Annotated in this window: 24 protein-coding genes and 2 tRNA genes; 15 read left to right on the top strand and 11 right to left on the bottom strand. The window is 59.8% G+C overall.

From position 1 onward, the window contains the following. The first annotated feature begins 1 nt into the window (after position 1). The 7 genes from H8S34_RS13870 (at position 2) to H8S34_RS13840 (ending at position 8,164) form a co-directional block, all read left to right on the top strand. Entirely contained in the window at positions 2 to 1,324 is a 1,323-nt protein-coding gene (locus H8S34_RS13870) for an ABC transporter permease (protein WP_101691056.1), read from the top strand. 16 nt (positions 1,325 to 1,340) lie between these two features. Next, the gene (locus tag H8S34_RS13865) at positions 1,341 to 2,420 is read left to right on the top strand and encodes an ABC transporter ATP-binding protein (RefSeq protein WP_235964343.1); all 1,080 of its coding nucleotides are present in this window, start codon (positions 1,341 to 1,343) and stop codon (positions 2,418 to 2,420) included. Next, a complete protein-coding gene (locus H8S34_RS13860; RefSeq protein WP_101691057.1) occupies positions 2,413 to 3,447 on the top strand; it encodes an ABC transporter ATP-binding protein in 1,035 nt (344 codons plus the stop codon). The genes H8S34_RS13865 and H8S34_RS13860 overlap by 8 nt, the downstream gene beginning before the upstream one ends. A 361-nt stretch (positions 3,448 to 3,808) precedes the next feature. Next, positions 3,809 to 5,527: a peptide ABC transporter substrate-binding protein gene (locus tag H8S34_RS13855; RefSeq protein WP_186964304.1), complete on the top strand. Its 1,719-nt coding sequence runs from the start codon at positions 3,809 to 3,811 to the stop codon at positions 5,525 to 5,527. Between the two features lie 281 nt (positions 5,528 to 5,808). After that, on the top strand, positions 5,809 to 6,657 hold the full coding sequence (locus tag H8S34_RS13850) for a transporter substrate-binding domain-containing protein (RefSeq protein ID WP_243208038.1): 849 nt from the start codon (positions 5,809 to 5,811) through the stop codon (positions 6,655 to 6,657). Positions 6,658 to 6,759: 102 nt separating this feature from the next. Continuing rightward, complete coding sequence (locus H8S34_RS13845) at positions 6,760 to 7,455, top strand: amino acid ABC transporter permease (protein ID WP_101691059.1); 696 nt, start codon at positions 6,760 to 6,762, stop codon at positions 7,453 to 7,455. Beyond that, entirely contained in the window at positions 7,442 to 8,164 is a 723-nt protein-coding gene (locus H8S34_RS13840; RefSeq protein WP_186964303.1) for an amino acid ABC transporter ATP-binding protein, read from the top strand. The genes H8S34_RS13845 and H8S34_RS13840 overlap by 14 nt, the downstream gene beginning before the upstream one ends. A gap of 59 nt (positions 8,165 to 8,223) precedes the next feature. Here H8S34_RS13840 and H8S34_RS13835 read toward each other — a convergent pair whose 3' ends face one another. Beyond that, positions 8,224 to 9,909 carry a DAK2 domain-containing protein gene (locus H8S34_RS13835; RefSeq protein WP_101691061.1) on the bottom strand — a complete coding sequence of 562 codons (1,686 nt, stop codon included), beginning with the start codon at positions 9,907 to 9,909 and terminating at the stop codon, positions 8,224 to 8,226. A gap of 34 nt (positions 9,910 to 9,943) precedes the next feature. Continuing rightward, entirely contained in the window at positions 9,944 to 10,294 is a 351-nt protein-coding gene (locus H8S34_RS13830) for an Asp23/Gls24 family envelope stress response protein (protein ID WP_101691062.1), read from the bottom strand. Positions 10,295 to 10,474: 180 nt separating this feature from the next. On the opposite strand from H8S34_RS13830, the gene H8S34_RS13825 reads away from it, so the two are divergent. Further along, on the top strand, positions 10,475 to 10,663 hold the full coding sequence (locus tag H8S34_RS13825; RefSeq protein ID WP_101691063.1) for a hypothetical protein: 189 nt from the start codon (positions 10,475 to 10,477) through the stop codon (positions 10,661 to 10,663). A gap of 67 nt (positions 10,664 to 10,730) precedes the next feature. Next, positions 10,731 to 11,234 (top strand): GreA/GreB family elongation factor, encoded by a 504-nt coding sequence (locus tag H8S34_RS13820; RefSeq protein ID WP_101691064.1) that lies wholly within the window; start codon positions 10,731 to 10,733, stop codon positions 11,232 to 11,234. A gap of 65 nt (positions 11,235 to 11,299) precedes the next feature. Here the strand turns inward: H8S34_RS13820 and H8S34_RS13815 are convergent, their stop codons facing one another. The 8 genes from H8S34_RS13815 to H8S34_RS13780 form a co-directional block, all read right to left on the bottom strand. Further along, entirely contained in the window at positions 11,300 to 11,737 is a 438-nt protein-coding gene (locus H8S34_RS13815) for a helix-turn-helix domain-containing protein (protein ID WP_186964302.1), read from the bottom strand. A 64-nt stretch (positions 11,738 to 11,801) separates the two neighbouring features. Beyond that, positions 11,802 to 11,877 (bottom strand) — tRNA-Gly (locus H8S34_RS13810). A gap of 104 nt (positions 11,878 to 11,981) precedes the next feature. Continuing rightward, a tRNA-Gly gene (locus H8S34_RS13805) sits at positions 11,982 to 12,057 on the bottom strand. Between the two features lie 67 nt (positions 12,058 to 12,124). Next, positions 12,125 to 13,204 (bottom strand): hypothetical protein, encoded by a 1,080-nt coding sequence (locus H8S34_RS13800; RefSeq protein ID WP_186964301.1) that lies wholly within the window; start codon positions 13,202 to 13,204, stop codon positions 12,125 to 12,127. Between the two features lie 34 nt (positions 13,205 to 13,238). After that, complete coding sequence (locus H8S34_RS13795) at positions 13,239 to 13,829, bottom strand: lactate utilization protein (protein WP_186964300.1); 591 nt, start codon at positions 13,827 to 13,829, stop codon at positions 13,239 to 13,241. Between the two features lie 34 nt (positions 13,830 to 13,863). Next, positions 13,864 to 14,733 (bottom strand): YitT family protein, encoded by an 870-nt coding sequence (locus H8S34_RS13790; protein ID WP_101691068.1) that lies wholly within the window; start codon positions 14,731 to 14,733, stop codon positions 13,864 to 13,866. A gap of 30 nt (positions 14,734 to 14,763) precedes the next feature. Continuing rightward, complete coding sequence (locus H8S34_RS13785) at positions 14,764 to 17,007, bottom strand: DNA gyrase subunit A (RefSeq protein WP_186964299.1); 2,244 nt, start codon at positions 17,005 to 17,007, stop codon at positions 14,764 to 14,766. A gap of 70 nt (positions 17,008 to 17,077) precedes the next feature. Beyond that, positions 17,078 to 19,066 (bottom strand): DNA gyrase/topoisomerase IV subunit B, encoded by a 1,989-nt coding sequence (locus H8S34_RS13780; RefSeq protein WP_101691070.1) that lies wholly within the window; start codon positions 19,064 to 19,066, stop codon positions 17,078 to 17,080. 415 nt (positions 19,067 to 19,481) lie between these two features. Between H8S34_RS13780 and H8S34_RS13775 the strand changes: the two genes are divergently transcribed. Then, positions 19,482 to 19,808 (top strand): YaaL family protein, encoded by a 327-nt coding sequence (locus tag H8S34_RS13775; protein WP_186964298.1) that lies wholly within the window; start codon positions 19,482 to 19,484, stop codon positions 19,806 to 19,808. A 55-nt stretch (positions 19,809 to 19,863) separates the two neighbouring features. Further along, positions 19,864 to 20,124, top strand: a complete 261-nt coding sequence (locus H8S34_RS13770; protein WP_101691099.1) for a pro-sigmaK processing inhibitor BofA family protein — start codon at positions 19,864 to 19,866, stop codon at positions 20,122 to 20,124. Between the two features lie 67 nt (positions 20,125 to 20,191). On the opposite strand, the gene H8S34_RS13765 is transcribed toward H8S34_RS13770, so the two are convergent. Beyond that, a complete protein-coding gene (locus tag H8S34_RS13765) occupies positions 20,192 to 22,804 on the bottom strand; it encodes a cation-translocating P-type ATPase (RefSeq protein ID WP_101691072.1) in 2,613 nt (870 codons plus the stop codon). Positions 22,805 to 22,916: 112 nt separating this feature from the next. Between H8S34_RS13765 and H8S34_RS13760 the strand changes: the two genes are divergently transcribed. The 4 genes from H8S34_RS13760 to H8S34_RS13745 all read left to right on the top strand — a co-directional run bounded on the left by H8S34_RS13760 (position 22,917) and on the right by H8S34_RS13745 (position 25,640). After that, complete coding sequence (locus tag H8S34_RS13760; protein WP_186964297.1) at positions 22,917 to 23,180, top strand: hypothetical protein; 264 nt, start codon at positions 22,917 to 22,919, stop codon at positions 23,178 to 23,180. A 117-nt stretch (positions 23,181 to 23,297) separates the two neighbouring features. After that, positions 23,298 to 23,930, top strand: a complete 633-nt coding sequence (locus H8S34_RS13755) for an S-layer homology domain-containing protein (RefSeq protein WP_101691074.1) — start codon at positions 23,298 to 23,300, stop codon at positions 23,928 to 23,930. A gap of 171 nt (positions 23,931 to 24,101) precedes the next feature. Continuing rightward, positions 24,102 to 24,524 (top strand): MarR family winged helix-turn-helix transcriptional regulator, encoded by a 423-nt coding sequence (locus H8S34_RS13750; protein WP_243208037.1) that lies wholly within the window; start codon positions 24,102 to 24,104, stop codon positions 24,522 to 24,524. 27 nt (positions 24,525 to 24,551) lie between these two features. Beyond that, complete coding sequence (locus tag H8S34_RS13745) at positions 24,552 to 25,640, top strand: putative glycoside hydrolase (RefSeq protein WP_186964295.1); 1,089 nt, start codon at positions 24,552 to 24,554, stop codon at positions 25,638 to 25,640. Positions 25,641 to 25,952 lie beyond the last annotated feature (312 nt).

Here is a 25,952-nt window from a genome sequence, read left to right as displayed (position 1 = left end):
AATGGCGAATCGAAAGAAAAAACCGGTCATCGGCTCTCTCCAGCCCGATGTGGACTCCATGCTGGATTGGAATACCCTGACCAACGATGATTTTGCGCCTGCCTCCAGTGAGGAGAAGGCCGACTTTATTCAGCAGCGCAAGAGCGTATCCTACTGGTCGGACGCCTGGCGCCGCCTGCGCAAGAACGTGGTGGCCATGGTGGCTCTGGGCGTCATCGTGCTGCTGATCCTCTTTGCCTTTGTGGGCCCGATGCTGGTGCCCTATGGGTATGAGCAGCGCAACCTGGGCGCCGAGAATCTCTATCCTCACCACTACACCCTGGAGGAACAGGAGCAGTACCGCCAGGCTACCAGCACCCTGGACCCCCAGGAGGCGGTGGAGCAGGCCCGTGCCGAGGCTGAGGCCAAGGGCGAGAAGCTCACCAGCCGCGAGGAGGCTCTGATCCGCGCCAAGGCCAAGACCGGCGGAGAGTATGCCGGTATGTCCGAGGAGGAGGTCTATGCCGCCCTGGGCATTCACAGCCATCCCTTTGGATACTCCAATGAGGAGCTCGAGCGCATCGCCAACGGCGAGAAGGTGTTCCCCCATGTGTTCGGTACCGATAAGCTGGGCCGTGATATCATGGTGCGCACCATGTACGGCACCCGGGTGTCCATGACCATCGGTCTGGCCGCCGCCTTTATCGTGCTCATCATCGGCTCTCTGTACGGCTCCATCTCCGGCTACTTCGGCGGCAAGGTGGACGTGGTCATGCAGCGCATCGTCGACGTTATCTACTCCGTACCTGAGGTGCTGGTTATCCTGCTGATCTCCACCAGTATGAGCCCCCATATCACCCAGTTTATCTCGGACCATCAGGGCAACGCTCTGGCGGAGTTCATGCGCACCATCGGCCCCAACCTGATCGCCATGTTCATCGCCTTCGGCCTTCTGTACTGGGTCAGCCTGAGCCGCATCATCCGCGGTCAGATCCTCCAGCTCAAGCAGCAGGAGTATGTCACCGCGGCCCGGGCGCTGGGCGCCTCCGGCGGACGCATTATCCGACGCCACCTGCTGCCCAACTGCATCGGCCAGATCGTGGTGACCACCTGCCTGCAGATCCCCTCCGCCATCTTCCTGGAGTCCTTCATGTCCTACCTGGGCGTGGGCGTGTCCGCCCCGCTGACCAGCCTGGGCTCCATGTGCCGGGACGCGCTGAGCGGCTTTACCACCTATACCTACCGCCTGATCATTCCGGCTGTCATCATCAGCGTGATGATCCTGGCCTTCAACCTGTTTGGCGACGGCCTGCGCGACGCGCTGGATCCGCGCCTGAAGAAGTAAGAGAGGAGGAGCGAGCATGGATCGGAACAAAGAGAACGAGGAGCGCCGGGACGGGCAGCTCCACACCGAAGCACCGGCCAGCGGCGAGAAGCTGCTGGAAGTGAAGGACCTGCGGGTCTCCTTCTTTACCCCCGCCGGCGAAGTCAAGGCCGTGGGCGGGATCAGCTATGAGCTCAACTACGGCGAGGTCATGGGCATCGTGGGCGAGTCTGGCTCCGGCAAGAGCCAGGAGGCCTACTCCATCATCGGCCTGCTCCAGTCCCCCGGCAAAGTGGTGGGCGGCTCCATCCATTTTGAGGGCCGGGACGTCCTTGCCTTCAACAAGGATCAGATGACCCAGTTCCGGGGCAGCGAAGTGGCCATGATCTTCCAGAACCCCATGACCTGCCTCAACCCGGTCTACACCGTGGGCAACCAGCTGGTGGAGGCCCTCAAGGCCCACGACAAGAAGATCTCCAAGGCCGACGCGGAAAAGCGCGCCATGGAGATGCTGGAGCTGGTGGGAATCAACAACGTGGAAAAGCGGATGAAGCAGTATCCCCATGAGTTTTCCGGCGGCATGCGCCAGCGCGTGATGATCGCCATGGGCCTGATCTGCCATCCCAAGCTGCTCATTGCCGATGAGCCCACCACCGCTCTGGACGTGACCATTCAGGCCCAGATCCTGGAGCTCATGAAGGACCTGCAGAAGAAGACCCAGATGGGTATTATCTTCATCACCCATAACCTGGGTGTGGTGGCGGAGATCTGCGACAAGGTCTCGGTCATGTACGCCGGAAAGATCGTGGAGCAGGGCAAGGTAGACGATATTTTCTACCGCACCGGTCACCCCTATACCATGGGACTGCTGCGCTCGATGCCCCGTGTGGACGCGGAGAGCCACGAGCGCCTGATCCCCATTGAGGGTACCCCTGTGGATATGCTCAACCCGCCCGAGGGCTGTCCCTTTGCGCCCCGCTGCGAGCACTGCATGAAGATCTGCCTGCAGAAGATGCCCCCCTATGTGGAACTGGGTGAGGGCCACCGCGCCGCCTGCTGGCTGCGGGTGCAGGATGAGCTGAAGAAGCAGAGAGAGGAGGGCGCGCAGAATGGCTGAGGATAAAATTCTGCTGGAAGTCCAGAACCTGAAGAAATACTTCCCCGTCAAGGGAACCAAGGGGCCCGGCGTGCAGGCGGTGGAAAACGTGTCCCTCTTCATCCGGAAGGGTGAGACCCTGGGCCTGGTGGGCGAGTCCGGCTGTGGTAAGACCACGCTGGGCCGCACCATTTTGCAGCTCCATGAGCCCACCTCCGGCAAGATCGTCTATGACGGCGAGACCATTTTTGAGGGCGCCGATCCCTGGCAGAAGGACGCCCAGGGCCACGCCACCCGGGTTAAGGTGGCCAAGCCCAAGATGGTGAATATGCTGCCCTACCGCCGGAAGATGCAGATCATCTTCCAGGATCCCTCTGCCTCTCTGGACCCCCGCATGACGGTGGGTGAGATCATCGGCGAGGCGCTGGATATCCACAAGCTCTACGCCAGCAAGGCCGAGCGCACCGATCGCATCAAGGAACTGCTGGGCATGGTCGGACTGAACACCGAACACGCCAACCGCTATCCCCATGAGTTCTCCGGCGGCCAGCAGCAGCGCGTGGGCATCGCCCGCGCCCTGGCGGTGAAGCCCGAGTTCATCGTCTGTGACGAGCCCATCTCCGCACTGGACGTGTCCATCCAGTCCCAGGTGGTCAACATGCTGGAGGATATGCAGAACGAGATGGGGCTGACCTATCTCTTCATTGCCCACGATCTCTCCGTGGTGCGCCACATCTCCAGCCGCATCGGCGTAATGTATCTGGGTTCCCTGGTGGAGCTGGCGGAGAGCTATGAGCTCAACAAGCACCCCCTCCACCCCTATACCAAGACCCTGCTCTCCGCTGTGCCGGTTCCCGACCCCGAGGTCAGCCGCCAGCGCCAGCGCATCGTCCTGGAGGGTGACATTCCCTCTCCCATGAATCCCCCGACGGGCTGCCGGTTCCATACCCGCTGCCCCTATGCTACCAAGGAGTGCAGCGAGGCCGCCCCGGTTTTCCGGGAGGTGGAGCCCGGTCACTGGGCCGCCTGCCATCTGCTGAACAAGTAATTTTCCTGTCCGCGTAGATTGGACGTATCTGCCGTGGGAAAACGGGGATAAGCACTGTTGGATATGTGACTATTTTGCAGAGAATTTTGTTGCATCCAATGGAGTGTCATTGTATTTAAATGCAGAATCCGCGCGGAAAGGCGAAGAAAACCCGAGTTTTCTTCGCCTTTCCTTCCTATTACGGGTTAACAATTTTGAAACATTTTACTTTACAAGAGTAATGCACCGTGGTATAATCAGCCTCGGATTCCACCGAAACGCTTTTGTGGAAGAACATCTGTCCGGCTGAACAGGACAGAAGATGACCGTGTATCACGCTGGAAAGGCGAGAGGATACAAAAAAACTTTGGAGGTTTTCGCAATGAAGAAGACGAAACTTCTGGCTCTGGGCCTGTCGGTCGCCATGACCGCCTCCCTACTGGCCGGATGCGGCGGCACTGAGACGGCTCCCACCGGGACCACTGCTCCTGAGAACAGCGGCGCTCCCGCTGCCGAAGGCGTCAGCATGAGCGTCTGTGTGGCCAGTGAGCCCGAGACCATGGACCCTGCTCTGAACCGTACCGTGGACGGCGGCATCATGGCCCATCACCTGTTTGAGAACCTGTACAAGTGGGTGGACAGCGCCGAGGGCAACAACCCCGACGGCGGCGCCACCGCCGTTCTGGACCTGGGCATGGCCGCGGAGGAGCCCGAGGTGGTCGAGAATGCCGACGGCACCTACACCTGGACCTTCAAGCTGCGTGAGGACGCCAAGTGGTCCGACGGTCAGGCTGTGACCGCCAACGACTTCGTGTATGCCTGGCAGCGCCTGGTCAACCCCGAGCTGGCTGCTCCCTACAACTACATCATCGACATGGTGGTCAACGCTGTGGAGATCCGCAACGGTGAGAAGGATCCCTCCGAGCTGGGCGTCTCTGCTCCCGACGAGCACACCTTCGTGGTCAACCTGACCTACAACTGCCCCTACTTCAAGGAGATCTGCGCCTTCCCCTGCACCATGCCTCTGCGTCAGGACGTGGTAGAGGGCAACGCCAACTGGACTCAGGATCCCGCTACCTACATCTCCAACGGCCCCATGAAGCTGGAGTCTTGGTCTCACAACGCTGAGATCGTCATGGTTCCCAACGAGAACTACTATGACGCTGCCAGCGTGACCGTGAGCAAGCTGACCTTCAAGCTGATGGACGACACCCGCGCCATGCTGACTGCCTTCAACAATGGCGAGCTGGACTTCGTCAACAACGTCCCCGTGGACGAGACCGCCACCCTGCTGGCCAACGGCTCCCTGATCGCCGGTGACTACCTGGGCACCTACTACGTGGACTTCAACAACTCCAAGGCTCCCTTCGACGATCCCCGCGTGCGTCAGGCCTTCAACCTGGCCATTAACCGCAACTACATCGTGGAGAACGTGAGCCAGGTGGGCGAGATCCCCGCCGACGGCTGGGTGCCCTACGGCGTGTATGACGCTGCTGGCCCCGACGGCGATGACTTCCGCACCACCGGCGGCACCTACTGGAGCGTTGCCGAGGAGGACTACGAGGCCAACTGCGAGAAGGCTCGCCAGCTGCTGGCTGAGGCTGGCTATCCCGACGGCGCCGGCTTCCCCGCTGTCACCTACCTCTACAACACCGACGACAAGCACAGCGCCATCGCTGAGGCCCTCCAGTCCATGTGGAAGGATGTCCTCAACGTGGACGTGACCCTGAACAACCAGGACTGGAACGTGTTCCTGTCCACCCGCAGCGAGGGTAACTACAACATCTGCCGCGACGGCTGGATCAGCGACTACAACGATCCCGTGTCCTTCCTGGATATGTTCATGACCGGCAACGGCAACAACAACGCTCACTACTCCAACCCCGAGTATGACAAGATCATGACCGAGGTTCTGAGCGACTCCGATGCCGCGGGCCGTATGGAGCTCATGCATCAGGCTGAGGATATGCTGATGGAGCAGGATTGCGCCATCGCTCCCCTGTACTTCTACACCCAGCCCTACATGATCAACAGCGATCTCAACGGCATGTACTACACCCCCCTGGGCTTCTTCGTGTTCACCCACGTGACCTCCAAGTAAGACCTGAGGGCTGTATAAAACCTGCATAAGAATGAAAACGGCGAGGCCAGTGGCTTCGCCGTTTTCTGCTAGAAAATGTCATACATATCCAGAATACGGTCTGATTGTCGACACGATGCACAAGAGAACGGGCGGGAAGAAAGCAGACTTGGTCATATTCATAAATATGCAAAAAAGACTTGCATTTTCATGAATATGGTGTATAATCATAGCATATCAATCCAACACCGGCCGGCACGGGAAAGACTGGCCGCGAGTTGCTCATGAAGGAGAAGATGAATATGAAAAAGTTCTTTGCTCTTGGTATGGCCGCGGCGCTCTCTCTGAGCCTGCTGGCCGGCTGCGGCAGCACTTCCAGCACCCCCAGCGCCAATCCTGGCGCCGCCAGCCCTGCGCCCACCGAGGAGACCGGAAACACCTGGACCTCTGTGGAGGATCTGAAGGGTAAGAAGATCGCTGTGCAGGAGGGCACCACCGGCAACGATATTGCCAAGGAGATCGAGGGTGCCGAGGTCAGCGCCTTCAAGGCTGCCACCGCCTGCGCGATGGAGCTCATCAACGGCCGGGTGGACTGCATCATCATCGACACCAATCCTGCCCAGTCTCTGGTGAACGCCAACCCCGACAAGCTGCAGCTGCTGGACTTCCCCGCCTCGGAGGAGAGCGAGACCTACGCCATCGCCACCCAGAAGAATGAGGAGGGCGCGGCTCTGGCTGAGGAGTTCAACGCCGCTATGGAGACTCTGAAGGAGAATGGTACCTTTGACGCCCTGGTGGCTAAGTACATCTCCAAGGAGGAGGACGCCACCCTGCCTGAGCTCGCCCCTGTGGAGAATCCCAAGGGCACTCTGGTGATGGGCACCAACTGTGAGTTTGAGCCCTTTGAGTACCTGACCAGCGACGGCCAGCCCACTGGCTTTGATGTGGATTATGTGAAGTACCTGTGCGCCGAGATGGGCTATGAGGTGACCGTGGAGAACATGGACTTTGACGCCCTGATCCCCGCCCTCCAGTCCGGCCGGATCGACTTCATCGCCGCCGGCCTCACCAAGAATCCCGAGCGTGAGGAAAACGCCAACTTCACCAACGGCTACTATGAGGCGGTCCAGTCCATCGTGGTGGCCAAGTAAGAACACAGTCTGAATCAGGGAAGCCTGCGCCGCTCGGATTGGCGCAGGCTCTCCTGCGCTTTTGAATCTTTCCAAAACAGAGAAAAAGGAGGCGGTATCCCCATGGATATCCTGAATTGGTTTGCGGATTTCGGGGACAAGCTCTACCAGGCATTCCTCTTTGAGGACCGCTGGAAGCTCTACCTGGACGGCATGGGCGTCACACTGGGCATCACCCTGGGCGCGATTCTCATCAGTACGGTGCTGGGCATGGTGCTGTGTCTCATGAAGCTCTCCAAGCACGCGGTGCTGCGGGGGCCTGCCAAGGCCTACATCGACATCATCCGGGGGATCCCCGTGGTGGTGCAGCTGCTCATCATGTACAATGTCATCCTGCTGGATGTGACAGACAACAAGATGGTGGTGGCCATCATTGCCTTTGGTCTGAACTCCTCGGCCTATATGGCGGAGATCTACCGCTCGGGCATCAACGCCGTGGAGAAGGGGCAGATGGAGGCCGGGCGCTCCCTGGGACTGACCCAGGCGCAGACCATGTGGCACATCATCTTCCCCCAGGCCCTCAAGAACTGCCTGCCCACCTATACCAGCGAATTCATCGTCCTGGTGAAGGAGACCGCCGTGGTAGGCTATATCGCCCTGGTGGACCTGACCAAGGTCTACTCCTCGGTACAGAGCATGACCTATGACGCCTTTGGCCCGCTATTTATCATTGCGGTGGCCTACTTCTGCATCACCAAGGTCCTTGCCGTCATTTTCGCTGCTATGGAAAGGAGGCTGTGCGCCAGTGATCGACGTTAAGAATCTGTCCAAGTCTTTTGGACACACCCACGTGCTCAAGAACATCAATGAGCACATCTATCCCGGCGAAAAGGTGGTCATTATCGGGCCCTCCGGCTCGGGTAAATCCACCTTCCTGCGCTGCCTCAACCTGCTGGAGACGCCCACTGAGGGCACCATCTCCTTTGAGGGGACGGTCATCAACGATCCCAAGACCGACATCAACGCCATCCGCCGGCAGATGGGCATGGTCTTCCAGCATTTCAATCTCTTCCCCAATATGACCATTCGGAAAAATATCACCCTGGCACCGGTCCAGACCAAGCGTATGGGCCAGGAGGAGGCCGATGAGACCGCCCTCAAGCTCCTGGATCGGGTAGGACTGAAGGATAAGGCAGAAGCCTATCCCAACCAGCTCTCCGGCGGTCAGAAGCAGCGTATCGCCATCGTGCGGGCGCTGGCCATGAAGCCCAAGGTGATGCTCTTTGACGAGCCCACCTCCGCCCTGGACCCCGAGATGGTGGGTGAGGTGCTGGACGTCATGAAGGAATTGGCTAACGAGGGTATGACCATGGTGGTGGTCACCCATGAGATGGGCTTTGCCCGCGAGGTGGCCTCCCGGGTGCTCTTCATGGATGGCGGCAACATCCTGGAGCAGAACACGCCGCAGGAGTTCTTTGCCAACCCTAAGGAAGCCCGCACCATCGAATTTCTCTCCAAGGTACTGTAAAGAAAAGGCCCCGGACATCCTGATGGATGTCCGGGGCCTTTGTCATGTTCTGTATGGAGTTATTCCGCAGAGATCATATAGTAGTAGACGGGCTGACCGCCGGAGAGCAGGTTGACCTCGGCGTTGGGACAGGCCGATTGGAAGATGGAGAGCGCACGCTGGGCATCCTCCTCGGTCACATCAGAGCCATAGAAGATGCTGATAAATTCCGCGTTCTGCTGGGGCTCCGCCTGGGCCAGACGCTCCAGCAGGGCGTCCAGATTCCGGTCGGTGCCGAAGAGCTGATGCTCTGCCAGGGCCAGATAGTCGCCCTGCTTGATGGCAAAGCCGTCAAAATCCGAATCCCGGGCGGCATAGGTGATCTCGCTGGTGGCCACGCGGCCAAAGGCCTCGGTCATGGCGGCGATGTTCTCCTCTTCGCCGGCGTCCGGGTCCATGGAGAGCAGGGCAGAGATGCCCTGGGGCACTGTCTTAGTGGGGAGGACCACCACCTTTTTGTCCTCGGCCAGGGGGATACACTGCTGGGCAGCCATGATGATGTTGCCGTTGTTGGGCAGAACGAAGACGATCTCGGCAGGGGTCTTGTCGATCTCCCGCATGATGTCATCGGTGGAGGGGTTCATGGTCTGACCGCCCGAGATGATGCCGTCCGCGCCCAGATCGGCAAAGACGGCGGCCAGTCCCTCGCCGGCGCACACGGCCACCACGCCATACTTCTTCTCAGGGGCGGCCTTGGCGGGGGCGGAAGAGCAACCCTGCTCCAGCTCGGCCTCCACCGCGTCCAGATCGTCGGTGCTCTGGACATGCTTGCCGGCGGCCAAATCCTCGGCCTGGGTGCGCATGTTCTCAATCTTGGCCAGCTCCAGCACGCCGTACTTCTGGGCCTCGTTCAGGGCGTCGCCGGGGGTGTTGGTATGGACGTGGACCTTGAAGGCATCATCGTCCTCACCGATGACCAGACTGTCACCGATGCTGTTGAGGTAGGCCTGATAGGGGGTCAGATCCACGTGGCGGTTGGTCTTACGGACGATAAAGACGGTATCAAAGGCAAAGGTAATCTCCTCTTCGCTGAGCGCGGCGAAATCGGCCTTCTCTTTGACGGTGCCCTCGTCCTCGGTCTCGGGCATGGGGAGGCCCCGCAGCTCATCCAGCATGCCCTGGAGGATGACCAGAAAACCCTTGCCGCCGGCATCCACGACGCCGGCCTTTTTCAGGACGGGGTTTTGGTTGATGGTGTCGTCCAGAGCCACATGACCTTCCCGAATGGCGGCCTCCAGCACCACCTCGGGGGTGGCATCCTCCCGGGCGGTAGCGGCCGCCTGGGCAGCGGAGAGACGGGAGACCGTGAGGATGGTGCCCTCGGCGGGCTTCATGACCGCCTTATAGGCGGCGGCCACGCCGAAGTCCAGCGCAATGGCCAGATCCCGGCCGTCGATGGTCTCCTTTTCCTTGACAGCCTTGGCAAAGCCGCGGAAGAGCAGGGAGAGAATAACGCCTGAGTTGCCACGGGCGCCCCGCAGCAGGGCGGAGGCGTTGGTGGAGGCCACCTCACCCACAGTGCCGGCCGGCTTCTTTTTCAGCTCGGTGGCCGCCGTGCCGATGGTCAGGCTCATATTGGTGCCGGTGTCTCCATCGGGCACCGGGAAGACGTTGAGTTCATTGATGTGCTGCTTCTGGCTGTTGATAGCGGCGGCAGCATGAATGAGCATACGGGCCAGCAGCGCCCCGTCGATGGTATCTCTCATGTCGGTGTTCCTTCCTTTCGATGCATAAGGCCGATCAGCCGATGACCATGGAGTCGATGCAGACATCCACGCTCTTGACTTCCACGCCGGTAGTGCGGCTGACGATATAGCGGACCTCACTCATGATGGAGCGGCTGACCGCCATGAGGTTGACCCCGTTGTCCACAATGATGTGCAGTTCAATGGAGACAGTGGAGTCGTCGTTGTATGTGACTTTTACGCCCTTGGACATGGACTCCCGGCGCAAAAGGTGCACCAGACCGTCGGTCTTGGAGCGGATGGCCATGCCCTTCACGCCGTAGCAATTGGTGGCGGCCGCACCGGTGATGTTGGTGAATACCTCACTGCTGATGCGGATCTCGCCCTTTTCGGTCTGCAGCTTCATAAAGGACCTTCCTTTCTATCCGAGCCTAAAACGCGTATGCGCCTGATTTCGGTTCATTGGTTTCTCTATTATATTCTATTTCCGACCAAACTACAAGGGAAAAAGTTTCAGATAATGATTGTAATTTGCCCGAAAAGCGTGTAAACTAGAGCTATCATTTGAGTAAGGAGGGGACGGGATATGAAAATCGCCCGTTTTGTGCTGAAAATTGTGGCTCTCTCTCTGACGGTCGCGGCCAGTGTCTGCTGCATCATTGCATATTGGGATAAGATCGCCGCCTTTTTTGCTGGAATCGGTGAGAAGCTGGAGGCGAAGAAGCCCTGCTGCTGCCACTCTGAGTTTGATGATTACGCCGACTGGGATGACTGAGATTATGCAGTCTGAGGCCGCCCGCAGGGGCGGCCTTTTTCCATAAAATGCGAACAGGAGATCGATCATGCACAACGAGCTGACGAAAAAGGACATACAGATGATGCGGGAAGAGCTGGATTATCGCCGCATCGAACTCCGCCCCAAGCTGTTGGAGGCGGTAAAGGAGGCCCGCGCCTTCGGCGACCTGAGTGAGAACTTTGAATATAAGGCGGCCAAGCAGGAAAAAAATCGGAACGAGAGCCGCATCCGCTTTCTGGAGAATATGATCCGCACAGCGGTGGTCATCACAGATCGGGCGGGGGAGGACGCCGTGGGTCTCTACGACAAGGTAACCGTCTATGTGGAGGAGGATGATGAGACGGAATCCTACCAGATTGTCACCACCATGCGGCAGGATGCGCTTCACGGACTGATCAGCAAGGAGTCCCCGGTGGGCCGGGCCATCCTGGGCAAAAAGGTAGGAGAGCGGGTCCACATCCAGGTCAGTGACGACTATGGCTATGACGTCGTCATCCGCTCCATTGAAAAGGCGGGGGACGACGGCTCCATCCCGCTCAACGGGTTTTAAACAAGAGGGGCGTGTGCCGCAGAATCCCTTCTGCGGCACACGCCCTGTTTGATCTCGGGGACAGCTTATTTTTGCAGGGCCTTGCGGATGAGGTCCTGCCCCTCGGGGGAGCGAAGGGTATCCAATACAATCTTTCGCAGCAGCTCCTGCACCGGCTTGCTGGCCAGCACGGCATCCAGCATGGCGCCCTGGGGCTCCTCCTGCTTGAGACGCTTGGGCTTGGGGGCCGGGGTAGGGGTAAAGCCGGGCTCGTCATCGTTCAGGCTGACGCCGGACATCCAGTCCTCCTGGCGGGTGCGGTCACCGCTCTCCCCCCGGAGATAGAAGAGGGAGACGCCGAAATGGGCAGCCAGCTTCTCCTGCTGTTCTTTGGAGGGAGTCTGACGGCCGGTCTCAAACTTTTCAATGGAGCCCTTGGGGAAGCCCAGGGCGGCCGCCAGCGCGGGGCGGCTCAGATTGGCCTCGGTGCGGAGGGACTCGATGCGCTGTGCCATGGTTACCATCGTAAAAAACCTCCTTGATGGATGGGAGATAAAGAAAAATCCCTCTCCAGATGGAGAGGGATTTTGGAGCAGGTGACGAGGCTCGAACTCGCTACCTCCACCTTGGCAAGGTGGCGCTCTACCAGATGAGCTACACCTGCGAGAGACAAATGATATTATAGGGGAAGAGAGTGGTTTTGTCAAGCATAAATTTTTATTTTTCAAAAAGTAAAAGAAAAATCCCTCTCCAAATGGAGAGGGATTTTGGAGCAGGTGACGAGGCTCGAACTCGCTACCTCCACCTTGGCAAGGTGGCGCTCTACCAGATGAGCTACACCTGCAAGCGACAAATGATATTATAGCCGCAGGGAGGGAAAAAGTCAAGCCTTTTTTTCGTTTTTATGCAGATCAGAGACAAGGGGGGATTTCGTTCCGGTCCCAGGTGTACCCCAGTGCCTCCAATGCGGCATCCGAGAGAAGCAGTACCTCCTCACCGGAGGCGTCCACATGGGCATACTGACCGGGAGAGAGCGTCAATACATTCCAGAAGTGTGGGGCGCCGTCCTTCACACCCTGTACCACCCGGCTCTCCAGTCCGGTCCGGTCGCACAGCAGCTGGAAGGCCAGGGCCATCCCCTCACTATCGGCCTGGTGCTCCACAAGAGCGTCATAGGCGGTGGAGGCGGTGCCCGCCGGGGCATCCGTCACTTGCTGGCGAAGCAGAACGTGGACGGCGCGGCCGCCCTGTGCGCCCGAGAGCTCTCCCAGCGTGTCAGCCAGCAGATCAGCCTGCCGGAGGAGGCTTTGGCTCTTCTGGCGCAGCTCCTCCACCGGGGCGGGATAGGTGAGGAGGATCTCCACAATACGCTCCTGACTGCTTTCCTGGGGATAGAGGGTCACGGTATACTCGGGCATTCCAAAGGCCACCGCCGGGGCGTCATAGTAGGCCTGCTGGATCAGATGGGAGATATGGGCCTCATCCTCCGTAAAGTAGGCCACTTGGAGGACCACCTCGGGGGAGAAAAGAGAGAGCTGCTCCAAAAGGACTTGGCGGATGGCGCTGCTGCCGGTCACGTTTTTGATGCTCTGGATCTGCTCCAGTGTGCGGCGGTAAGTAATGTGGATGGTAGATTCATAGTACTTGACCACCCGCGTGCAGTCATGCTCGATGTAGTCCACCGCATAGGCACCCAGGGGCGCGTCCTTGGCCACCTCCAGGCAGGCGTTGTTGAGATCGGTCTCCACATCGCGGGGGTAGTTGGTCAGACGGATGACCCCGGTCTCCATGCCCTGATTGACAAAATAGAGCACATCGTTGACCAGATCCTGATAGGTCTCGGCCTGGAGGACGTTGGAGTCGTCCGCGGTGACCGGATGTTCCGCATGGGGGGAGACCACCAGATAGCTGCGCTCCAACATGGAGGAACAGCCGCTCAGAGGGACCAGGCCCGCCAGAAGCAGGACGGAGAGGACAAGACGGTTTTTCACAGCGGGTCTCCTTTCTCCCGGCCGGGGAAATGGATCAATAGCCCAGAGATTCGCCCACCAAAATCACTTCGGCGTAGGAAATGGCATTGGGCTTGCGCCAGAGCACGGTGAGGGCCTTACAGATACGCTGGGGGCTGTTGCAGTCATAGCAGCGGTCGCCCTTCACAGCGCAGGGAGTCTGGACGCCCAGCCGCTGGGCATTCTTGGGGGAGGCGATATTCCGGGCCCGCCACAGGGCCTGTTCAAAGCTGCTCTCCACTTTATTGATGCCCACGATGAGATAGAGCTCTTTGTGGCCGTAGATGGTGGAGGCCACCCGGTTGCCGGTGCCGTCGATGTTGATGAGCTCTCCGGTCTCGGCTACGCCGTTGACCGAGGAGAGATAGACCTCCGCTCCGGCAGCCTGCTCATGGGTGCTCCCCGTCCAGTGGGAGTAGAAGGTATTATGGGTGGGCAGACGGTCCACTAGGCCCATGTCCTTGATGGTCATGGAGCCGCCCATGCCAAGGGTGCGGCCGTCCAGCTTGGCGTCCAGATAGTCGGCCGCCTCCTTGGCAGTGTCGAAATAGACGGCGTGGAAGCCGTTCTTCTCCAGGTTTTCACAGAGTTTCTTGATGTCAGCCATAGGTGAGCTCCTCCTTTGTCAGTCGATACGGATGTTACAGGGAATCGTGCTTGTACTCCCGGAAACCGTCTCCCAGCACCTCGTGGGCGTTGCAGACGATGAGGAAGGCGGACGGGTCGATCTCCTTGACCATGCGCCGGAGGGGAACGATCTGCTTTTGCTTGAAGGCGCACAGCAGAACTTTTTTGGGCTCCCCTGACCAGCCGCCCTCCGCGTGGAGGAAGGTCACCCCCCGGTCCATCTCCCGGAAGATGGCCTTGGAGATCTCGTCGGGCTTGCTGGAGATGATATAGGCCACCTTGGCGCTGTCCAGACCATAGAGCACCATATCCATCACAGCGGTGGAAATATAAAGGGAAACCACGCCGTACAGGGCGCTGGACAGGTTGCGGAAAGCCAGGGCCACCGCGGCGATGACCACCAGGTCCACCCCCATGAGGAGCTTACCCATGGGGAGCCAGGAGATCCGGAGCTTGAGCAGGCGGGCAAAGAGATCGGTACCACCCGTTGTGGCCCCCTGGAGCAGAATGATGGCCAGAGAGAGGCCGATCAGGATGCCGCCGAAGATGGTAGCCAGCATGGGGTCCATGGGGGAGAAGGGGACGGCCGCATTGAGCAGGTCCACAAAGATGGAAGAGATAAACATGGCGTAGAGAGAGGAGAGCAGCAGATGCCCGCCCAGCAGACGCCAGCCGAAAAAGAAGAGAGGGACGTTGAGCAGGATCACCAGTACACCGATGGGCGCCCAGGGGAGGGCGGCGTTGATGATCTGGGCAAGGCCGGTGATGCCGCCGAAACCGATCTCGTTGGGGGCGTAACACCAGTCAAAGCCCAGAGCATAGGCCGCCGAGGCCACAGTGATCCAGAGATAGGAGAAAAAAAGCTGACGGGCTTTCTGCTTCATGGGAATTACCTCGTTTCCTTGTCAGACATATCAGAGGATGGAGAGCTGTTCCTCCCCCCGGTCCTCCTCCTTGAGAAGGGCGCCGGCGGCGGGAAGGGCCCGGGGACGGTAGCGGCTCACCTGAACCACGGTGGTCTCCTCCAGCGGGAGGACCTTTTCCACCTTATATTTGGGCTTGAGGGTCATGACCGCCACACCCTGGGTAGAGCGGGTGGACTTAGGGGCCAGAACCGAGGTGTGGAAGATCAGGCAGCGGCCCTCACTGGAAAAGACGGCCAGCTCCCGGTCCTCGGAAAGCAGCAGCGCGGCGGCCAGGGGAGATTTGTCAGAGTAGGCTCCGGTCAGACGCTTGCGGCGGGTCTGGGTCTTGTAGGAGGCGAGCTCCACCCGTGCCACCTTGCCGTTCTGGAAGAAGAAGAGCAGGTGCCCGGTGTAGTCACTGGTGATGCAGGCCCACACCACGCTCTCCCCGGCGTCCATGCCCAGGCGGGTGGGCAGATACTCGCCCAGGACGCTGGCCTTGGTGTCTGCAAAGTCGGAGAGACGGGTCTTGTAGCACTGCTGCCGGTCGGTAAAGACCAACAGCTCGTCCCGATTGTTCCCCTCCCACTGGAGGAAGGGACCGTCTCCCTCCTTGTACTTCTGCTCCCCGCTCATGCGCAGGGACTGAGGGGTGATCTTCTTGAAGTATCCCTCCAGAGAGAGGAAGGCATGCACCGGATAGTCGGGGATCTCCTCCTCCGGGTCGGGGCGGGTCTCATTGGAGTAGTCGTAGAGGATCTCCGTGCGGCGGGGAAGGGCGTATTTCTTCTTTACCGCCTGGAGCTCCCCGATGATGACCTTTTTGATACGAGCGGGATTATCCACCAGATCCTTCAAGTCGGCGATCTCTTCGGCCAGAGAGCTGGTCTCCTGAGTGCGCTTGAGGATATACTCCTTATTGATGTTGCGCAGCCGGATGTCGGCCACATACTCGGCCTGGACGGCGTCGATCCCGAAGCCGATCATCAGGTTAGGGATGACCTCGGAGTCCTCCTCGGTCTCCCGGATGATGCGAATGGCCCGGTCGATGTCCAGCAGGATCTTCTGGAGGCCCTCCAGCAGGTGGAGTTTCTCCTCCTTCTTTTTCATGACAAAGTAGGTCCGGCGGCGCACGCCCTCCATCCGCCAGGCGGTCCACTCCTCCAGGATCTCGCCCACGCCCATGACCCGGGGCATTCCGCTGATGAGGATATTGAAGTTGCAGGAATAGGCGTCCTGCAGGGGAGTGGAGCGGAAGAGCCGGGCCATGAGCTTGTCCGGGTCGGCCCCGCGCTTGAGGTCGATGGTGAGCTTGAGGCCGTTCAGGTCGGTCTCGTCCCGCATGTCGGCGATCTCCTTGACCTTGCCCGACTTGATGAGCTCGGCCACCTTGTCCATGATGGCCTCCACCGTGGTGGAGTAGGGGATTTCAAAAATCTCGATGAGGTGCTCGGACTTGAGATAGCGCCACCGGGCCCGCACCTGGACCGAGCCGCGGCCGGTCTGGTAGATCTGGCGCAGGGTGTTCTCGTCATAGAGCAGCTCACCGCCGGTGGGGAAATCGGGGGCTTTAAGCAGGGGAAGCAGGTCGCAGCCAGGCTTTTTGAGCCAGGCGATGGTGGCGTCGCACACCTCCCCCAGGTTGAAGCCGCACAGGTTGGAGGCCATACCCACGGCAATGCCCTGGTTGGCGCTCACCAGTACGTTGGGAAAGGTAGTGGGCAGCAGCGCGGGCTCCTGCATGGAGCCGTCGTAGTTGTCCACAAAGTCCACGGTGTCCTGGTCAATGTCCCGGAAGAGCTCGGCGCAGATAGGGTCCAGGCGCACCTCGGTGTAACGGCTGGCCGCCCAGGCCATGTCCCGGGAGTAGACCTTGCCGAAGTTGCCCTTGGAGTCCACCAGAGGGTGGAGGAGGGCACCATAGCCCCGGGAGAGGCGCACCATGGTGTCATAGATGGCCGCATCACCGTGGGGGTTGAGCTTCATGGTCTGGCCCACCACGTTGGCGCTCTTGGTGCGGCTCCCTCCCAGCAGCTTCATCTGGTACATGGTGTAGAGGAGCTTTCGGTGAGAGGGCTTGAAGCCGTCGATCTCCGGGATGGCCCGGGAGACGATGACACTCATGGCGTAGGGCATGTAGTTGAGCTCCAGCGTCTCGGTGATGGGCTGTTCCAGCACCTCGGGCCGCAGGCCCATGACGTTGGGATTGTTGACTTTTTTGGCCCCGGTGTCCGGAGCTTTCTTTTTGGGCATGGTATCAGTCCTTGTCCTTTGCGTTATATCTTATCTCTATATTACAAAACGGAATGGAATAGAGCGGGTATTACGAGATATCCGCCAGTTCCAGATACTTGTACCCGTTGTCCGCAATGTGGTCCTTCCGGCCCTGGAGGTTGTCCCCCAGCAGCAGGTCAAAGACGGCGGCGGTGCGCTCCACGTCCTCAGGCATGACCTTGATGAGGCGGCGGGTCTCCGGGTTCATGGTGGTAAGCCACATCATGTCCGGCTCGTTCTCGCCCAGACCCTTGGAGCGCTGGATGGAATATTTTTTGCCCGCCAGCACGCCGTTTACGATCTCATTCTTCTCCGCGTCGGAATAGGCAAACCAGGTCTTTTCCTTACAGGTAATCTCATAGAGGGGGGACTCGGCGATGTAGACATAGCCCCGCTGGATGAGAGTGGGCACCAGTCGGTAGAGCATGGTGAGGATGAGGGTGCGGATCTGGAAGCCGTCCACGTCGGCATCGGTACAGATGACTACCTTATTCCAGCGGAGGTTCATCAGGTCAAAGGCGGCCATGTCCTTGGCGTGCTTGTCCTGCACCTCGCAGCCACAGCCCAGGACCTTGAGGAGGTCCATGATGATCTCGCTCTTGAAGATCTTGGCGTAGTCGGCTTTCAGACAGTTGAGGATCTTGCCCCGGACCGGCATGATGCCCTGGAACTCGGCGTCCCGGGAGAGCTTGACCGCGCCCAGAGCCGAGTCGCCCTCCACAATGTACAGCTCCCGCCGCTCCGTGTCTCTGGTACGGCAGTCCACGAATTTCTGCACCCGGTTGGCGATGTCCACGCTGCCCGAGAGCTTTTTCTTGATGTTGAGCCGGGCCTTCTCCGCACTCTCCCGGGATCGCTTGTTCACCAGCACCTGCTCAGCGATCTTCTCCGCGTCGAAGGGGTTCTCGATGAAATAGACCTCCAGCTGGGCCTTGAGGAACTCGGCCATGGCATCCTGCACGAACTTGTTGTTGATGGCCTTTTTCGTCTGGTTCTCGTAGGAGGTCTGGGTGGAGAAGTTGTTGGAGACCAGGACCAAGCAGTCCTCGATGTCCACCCAGGTGATTTTGCTCTCATTTTTCTGATACTTGTTCTGCTGGCGGAGATAGGCATCCACGCCGGAGACAAAGGCGGATTTGACCGCCTTCTCCGGGGAGCCGCCGTGCTCCAGCCAGGAGGAGTTGTGGTAGTGCTCGATGACCTGCACCGTGTTGGAAAAACAGAAGGAGACCGAGAGCTTTACCTTATATTCCGGCTTATCCGCCCGGTCCCGGCCCTTGCGCTCGGTCTGCCAGAAGACGGGCTGGGTCAGGGGAGAGGGACCCGAGAGCTCGTTGACATAGTCCACGATGCCGTTTTCATACTTGAATTCCGTGGTCTCAAACTTGGACCCCACCTGATTGCGGAAGCGGAAGGTGACCCCGGCGTTGACCACCGCCTGCCGCTTCATCACGTCCAGATAGTACTCCACCGGGATATTGATGTCGGTAAAGACCTCCAGGTCAGGCTTCCAGTGGAAGCGGGAGCCGGTCTTTCGGCCGGAGTAGGGTTCCTTTTTCAGGCCGCCGATATTCTCGCCCTTTTCAAAGTGAAGGGAGTATTCAAAGCCGTCCCGGTGGATGACGGCGTCAAAGTATTCACTGGCATACTGGGTGGCGCAGGAGCCCAGACCATTGAGACCCAGGGAGTACTCGTAATTGTCCCCGTCCCCGTTGCCGTACTTGCCGCCGGCATACAGCTCACAGAACACCAGTTCCCAATTGAATTTTTGTTCCCGCTCGTTCCAGTCCACCGGACAGCCCCGGCCAAAGTCCTCTACCTCAATGGACTGGTCGGCGTAGCGGGTGACCGTGATGACGGAACCGTGGCCCTCACGGGCCTCGTCGATGGCGTTGGACAGGATCTCAAAGACGGCATGCTCACAGCCGTCCAATCCGTCCGAGCCGAAAATAACACCGGGACGCTTGCGGACCCGGTCGGCACCCTTGAGGGCGGATATGGATTCATTGCCATATGTGTTCACACTGGTCTTTGCCATGGAGTTCTCCTTACCGTGTCAGAATTGGATGCGATACATTTTACATTCTATCTTACCCTATTTTCAGGGGAAGTGTCAAGAAAAGGGCAGGACGCAACGAGGGCCGCCGCACCGAATGCACTCGGCACGGCGGCCCTCCACGGCAGCCTCACCCCTCCGGAGCTGTTCCGGAAGCGGATGGAGCCGTTCGGACGGACAGGCCGCCGCTCCTTTCGCCTTTCGCCAGAGGGTACGCGTACCCGGCACCGGCTTAAAAGGAGATGCGTCTGGAAGGCGTTGTCCCTTCTCCGCCTGTCCGAGTGTAGTATGGCCGCGGACGCGGAGACCATGCGCGGGAAAAACTGGTATAGAACGGTCTCTTTCGGACAAACTGGACATACAGTGGACCAAGAAGTGCACATGGAAAGGAGCGCCTATGCAACGCAAGAGCGACCGGAAAAGACAGGGGCAGAGACAGGAAGAGCGGCAGGTCCTGCTGGATGCCCTGGAGCGGACCCGGGTCCTTCTGACCCAGGCCCATGGTGATTTTAATGCCGCGTCCGACCCGGATCTCACCGAGTCCTATATCTATGAGATCAAAGCCCTCCAGGCCAGATACGGCTATCTGCTGCGGCAGATCAAGGAGCTGAGCGGGGAGGAGCTGACGCAGCCCATGGCCCGTCCGCCGGAGACGAAAAAACGCGACTCCTCCGGCGGGACCCTCCGCCAGGGACCCTGGCGGCCCATTTCAGCCTACCAATGAGAGAACAGCCAGGGCTCTGGCAGAGAACGAATGGGAGGAATGCGCGGTGGAATGGATGGTAGAAAATCTGCCTCTGGTCACGCTGGGGCTGATCTTATTTGTGGTGGCTCTCACGCTGCACAAGACAGTGGGGCGATGTGTGCGCCTGCTGGGGCGTACCGGCGTGGGGCTTGCCTTTCTGGCCCTGTGGAGCCAGGTGGGGGGGATGCTGGGGCTCTCCCTGGGGGTGAATCTCTTCAATGCCCTGGTGCTAGGCCTCCTGGGGATCCCGGGCTTTGGACTACTTTTGATGATGAACTGGGCCCTGGGGGCATAAAAGAGAGAATTGGGCGGTGGAGCTGTCAAAATGGCTCCACCGCCCAATGTTTGTTTTATAGAACCGCTCAGCGGCCCCGGATCAGCTTGAAGATCTGGATGATCAGCGTGGGGAGGAAGGCAAGGCCCAGGATCTCCAGCAGATGGGTCATATCCAGTGCAGTGGCCTGGAAGAGGGTATTGAGGCCGGGGATAAAGAGCACAGCCAGCAGCAGCAGCACACCGCCGCCGAAGGCGGCCAGGGAGAAGGGGTTGGAGCGGAAGCCCAGGCGGAAGATGGACTCCTCGCCCCGGCAGTTAAAGCCGTGGAACAGACGGGCCAGGGTCAGGGTAGCAAAGGCCATGGTGGAGGCAGCAGCCGGTCCGCCATAGGAGAGACCCAGATAGAACGCGGCCATGACGGGGACAGCGATGAGTAGGCCCTGTCCGAAGATGCGCTGGAGCAGGCCGCGGTCCAGAATGGGCTCCTTGGGGTCCCGGGGCTTATGCCGCAGCAGGCCCTTCCGGGCGGGCTCCATGCCGATGGCAATGGCGGGCAGGGAGTCGGTCAGCAGGTTGATAAAGAGCAGATGGACCGGCGCGAAGGGGACGGACAGACCCATCACCGAGGCATAGACCACGCAGAGGATGGCCGACATATTACCCGAGAGCAGGAACTGAATGGCGTTTTTGATGTTGGCATAGACGCTGCGGCCGTTGACCACCGCCCGCACGATGGTGGCGAAGTTGTCATCGGCCAGGATCATGGAGGCGGCGTCCTTGGAGACCTCGGTGCCCGTGATGCCCATGGCCACGCCGATGTCGGCCTTTTTGAGGGCGGGGGCGTCGTTGACGCCGTCGCCGGTCATGGAGACGATGCAGCCCCGGCGCTGCCAGGCAGAGACGATGCGGATCTTATGCTCCGGGGAGACCCGGGCGTAGACCGAGACATGGGGCAGGATCTGATCCAGCTCCTCGTCGCTCATGGCGTCCAGCTCCACACCGGAGAGGGCGGTGTCTCCCTCCTGGAAGATGCCGATCTGGCGGGCGATGGCCGAGGCGGTGACCTTGTGGTCGCCGGTGATCATGATGGTGCGGATGCCGCCGGTCTTGGCGTCGGCCACGGCCTGGATGGACTCCGGTCTGGGAGGATCGATCATGGAGACCAGACCCACAAAGGTGTAGTCGTTCTCGTCCTCCAGGGTGAGGTCGCGGATGCCGTCCATCTCCTTCTGGGCGAAGGCCAGGACCCGCAGGCCCTCATTGGACAGCTGCTCATTGACCGCCATGATCTCGGCACGGCGCTCCTCGGTCATGGGCACCGGGCCCTCGCTGGTGAGAAGCTTGGTGGAGCGGCCCAGCAGCACGTCGATGGCGCCCTTGGTGAGCAGGGTGGGCACGCCGTCCAGCTGGTGCAGGGTACTCATGAGCTTGCGGTCGGAGTCAAAGGCCAGCTCCCGCAGACGGGGGTGGTACTGTCGGTAGAGCTCTTCCTCCACGTCGAAGGCGTTGGCCAGCTGAAGCAGTGCCACCTCGGTGGGGTCGCCGATGGAGGAGCCGTCGGCGGGATCGTAGGTGGCGTCGCTGGCCAGAAGGCCGATCTTGAGGAGCAGACGCTGGGGGGTGTTGGCAAGCTCCAGGTCCTTACCCTCCAAGAGCTTACCGTCGGCATAGATCTTCTGCACGGTCATGCGGTTCTGAGTCAGGGTACCGGTCTTATCCGAGCAGATGACCGACACGGCGCCCAGGCTCTCCACCGCCTTGAGGTCCTTCATAATGGCGTTCTGCTTGGCCATCTTCTGGGTACCCATAGCTAGCACGATGGTGACGATGGAGGAGAGCGCCTCGGGGATGGCTGCCACCGCCAGGGCCACGGCGAACATCAGGGAGTCCAGCACCCCCATGTGGGAGCGGAAGATGGACAGGGCAAACACCACGGCACAGATGGCCATGATGACCACCGCCAGCTTGCCGGAAAAGTCGTCCAGGCTCTTCTGGAGAGGGGTCTTGCGCTGCTGGGTCTGGTTCATGAGAGCGGCGATCTTGCCCAGCTCCGTGTTCATGCCGGTGGCAGTGACCGCCACCGTGGCCCGGCCATAGGTGACCAGGGAACCGGAGAAGACCATGTTTTTCTGATCGCCCAGGGCCACCTGCTCCCGATTGATGGGGGCGGCGTCCTTCTCCACACCCTCGCTCTCGCCGGTGAGGGAGCTCTCATTCACCTTCAGGGAGAAGTTTTCGATGATGCGCCCGTCGGCCACCACCAGATCGCCGGCCTCCAGCAGCACGATATCGCCGGGGACCACCTCGGCTGAGGGGACCTCCACCCGGACGCCGCCGCGGAGCACTTTGGCGGTGGGGGAGGACATGGCTTTCAGACTTTCCAGGGATTTTTCCGCCTTGAGATACTGCACGGTACCCAGTACGGCGTTGAGGATCAGGACGGCAAAGATGACGATGGTGCTCTCCACATTTTCCGTCAGGGCAGAGATGACGGCGGCAATGAGGAGGATGATGACCAGCAGGTCCTTGAACTGCTCCAGAAAGAGAACGGCCACGCTCTTGCGCTTGCCCTCCTGAAGCTTGTTGGGGCCATACTGCTCCATGCGCTGCTGGACCTCCTGGGCGGAGAGGCCAGCCGGTGTGCTGCGCAGCTCGGACAGAGTGTCCTCCGGCGAGCGGCTGAACCAGGGTTTGGACATAATGGTGCACTCCTTTTCAGTTCTTTCTCGTGCGTCCCCACCGGAATGCGCCGCATGACCGGGTGGGAGCTGGGGAAACGACAGCGGATGGGGGAGCAGGGCGGCGAATGGTATGTGGGCAAAAGAAAAAGACTTTTTGACGGCTGCAAAACACGACAGCCGTCAAAAAGTCTTGTTACCAATCGGATCGGCGCATACCGCCAGGCATCCAAGAGACGCCGTGGTGTTGACGGTACGCCCGGACACCCAAGGCGTCCGGAACTACTCCCTTTTTCACGTGATGTCAATGTATCATAAGCAAGGGGGAAAGTCAAGCAAATCCGCCGGAAAAGACAGGAAATTTTACAGAGACGGCGGCTTGTTCACACATTTTTAAAAAAGGTATAGTAGGATGATTCTGTTACAATGATCCCTTTGACGAAAAATACCGGCGGGAAGATCAGATTTGGATGGATTCCTGCCGGACAGACTACGATAAAAGGAGTGCCCTGACATGCTTCATAAATCCGTTTATCGACTCAGGCGGAAAGCGGCGGCCTGCGCGGTATGTGCCGCTCTGCTCCTCACGCCCGCACTGGCGGCCAGCTTTACCGATGTGCCCCAGAACGCCTGGTATGCCGCCGCAGTCAACGAGGTGGTGGACGCCGGGCTCCTCTCCGGTACCAGCGCCACGACTTTTCAGCCCAGCGGGAAGGTGACCCGGGCCATGACCGTGACCGCACTGTGGCGTCTGGCGGGTTCTCCCGCCCCGAAGAGCAGCCAGAGTTTCAGCGACGTTCCGTCCGATGCCTGGTATAGCCAGGCGGTGGCATGGGCGGCCGAAACCGGAGTGGCCTCCGGCAATGGGAAGGGGGCTTTCCAGCCGGGAAACCTGGTCACCCGGGAGCAGCTGGCGGTTTTTCTCTACCAGTATGCCCAGAGCCAGGGGCTTGATACCGCACAGGGAAAGCTGAGTGCCTATACGGACGGCAATACCGTATCCAAATGGGCCGTGGATGGCATGGAGCACGCCGTGGGGGCCGGTCTGATCTCCGGCAGCAAGGGGAAGCTCTCCCCCAAGGCCAACGCCACCCGGGCAGAGCTGGCGGTGGTGCTGGAGCGCCTGATGACCCCGGCGGTCGGGTAAAAAACAGGACCGAAACAGGGAGCGGGGCACCCGCCGTCTCTCTGGCAGGAGCGATTGACAAATACAGGAGCAGAGGGTATGCTCTTGAAGAGCCCGATTCGGGGAAGGAGCGAACACTATATGGAAGAGAGGCCCAGTGTTTTGATGTCATATCTGCGTGTGACGCAGCATATGTCGCAGCAATTTCGTGCACATTTCGGCAAGCTGAACTTGACCTTCCCACAGGCACTGGTCCTCAATGTGCTGGGGGAGGAGGGACCGCTCCCCATCAGCGTCCTGGCCGAGCGGACGGGCAGTGCCAACAGCACGGTGTCCGGGATCGTGGACCGGTTGGAACGGCTGGGGCTGGCCCGGCGGGAACGCTCCGAGCATGACCGGCGGGTGATCTATGTCTCTGCAACCGAGCAGTATCGGCTTCTGCACCAGAAAGCAGCGACCGATGTGAGCGGCTATTTTAATTCGCTCCTGGACACAATGACACCGGAGGACCGCGCCATGGTGGCAGAGGCTCTCTATAAGTTGGATAACCTCCTCTCCACGGCGGAGAGAACTGTGCGCCTGGATGGCGACGGAGAAGCGCACCAGAATCGCTGAACAACAATTGACAGGTGGGAATCAGACATGGCAAGGCGAGGAAACCGGTATGGATACGGAGGCTATCATGGCCGCTCCCGGGGGCAGGGCGTACTGAAAGTCATCATTGCGGTGTTGGCAGTGGTGCTGCTGCTGGTGCTGGGACTCTTCTTTTTGCAGGAGAATCACCTGGCCTTTTCCAGCGATGGGGCCCACCTCTCCCTCCCGTTTTTTGGAGGGGATGAAGTCCTGCCCGAGCCGGAAGTGAGCGAGCCGGTGGTGGTGACCACTGCTCCTACCCCGACCCCCACGCCGACTCCCACGCCGGAGCCGCCCACACAGGCGGCCCTGCTGCCCCGCAGCGCGCTGAAGGACGGGACGGCACCGGCTCTGCTGGGGGAGGCGGGAGCCAATACTGCGGTATTTGATATGAAGGCCGATGATGGGACCCTTGGCTATGTCTCGAACCTGGAGCTGGCCAAGCAGGCGGGGGCATCCGCCTCGGATCCGGAGCTCAATCAGGCCATTGAGAACTGGAATGCCGGAAACGTCTACACGGTGGCCCGGGTATCCTGCTTCCGGGACAATAAGGTGCCCTATGCGGTGCCGGCTCTGGGGGTCAAGACAAACAGCGGCTACAACTGGCGGGACCAGGATGACCTGCGCTGGATGAGCCCCAGCAGCGAGGAGGCACGGGCCTATATCGTGGATGTGTGCGTGGAGCTTGCAGAGCTGGGATTTGATGAGATCCTGCTGGACAACAGCGCCTATCCCGTCCAGGGCCATTTGGAGTATATCAAGCGGGGAGAGAACTATGACCAGAGTAAGTTCCAGGAGACCATCACCGCTTTTTATACCCAGGTAGAGACGGCGCTGGCGGCCTATCCGGACGTAAAGCTCTCCATTCGCACCGAGGGCGAGGTGCTGGTATCCGGCCAGGATGCGGTCAGCGGGCAGAGCGCAGCAGCACTGGCGGAACATGCGGATCGTATCTGGGTAGACCTGGGAGAGGTGTCCCTGACCGCGGCGGCAGAGGCACTGGGCGGCACCGGCGCAGAGGAGAAGCTGGTCCCCATCCTGGGGACGGCAGGCGGAGCCGGTGAGGCCTGGGCGAATTTGAACACAACGGAACCGTAAATTGGTAAGACGGCGGCATGGATCTCCATGCCGCCGTCTTTTTTGCGGGGAAACGTGTGTGGAAGGGGGAAAGAGCGGGAACACTGTGAGTGCTCCAGGGCAGGGACACTTTGGGAAAACAAACTGATGAGTATACAAAATGCACAAAAAAGATGCGGGAATTTCTATATGGCGAAAAGCCTGGGAGATAGAAAGGGTTTGATTGCACAAAAAACAGACCCAATAGTCAAAAATTTAACAAAAATAAGAAGTATACTGAATGGTTTAGTTGCAAAAAAAGACAGGTACTACAACGATTCGGTTGGAAAATTG

This window comes from Pseudoflavonifractor hominis, from assembly GCF_014288125.1.
Lineage (GTDB): Bacteria > Bacillota > Clostridia > Oscillospirales > Oscillospiraceae > Pseudoflavonifractor_A > Pseudoflavonifractor_A gallinarum.
Note: the sequence above shows the minus strand (reverse complement) of the source record. Positions and strands in the feature narration are given on the sequence as shown.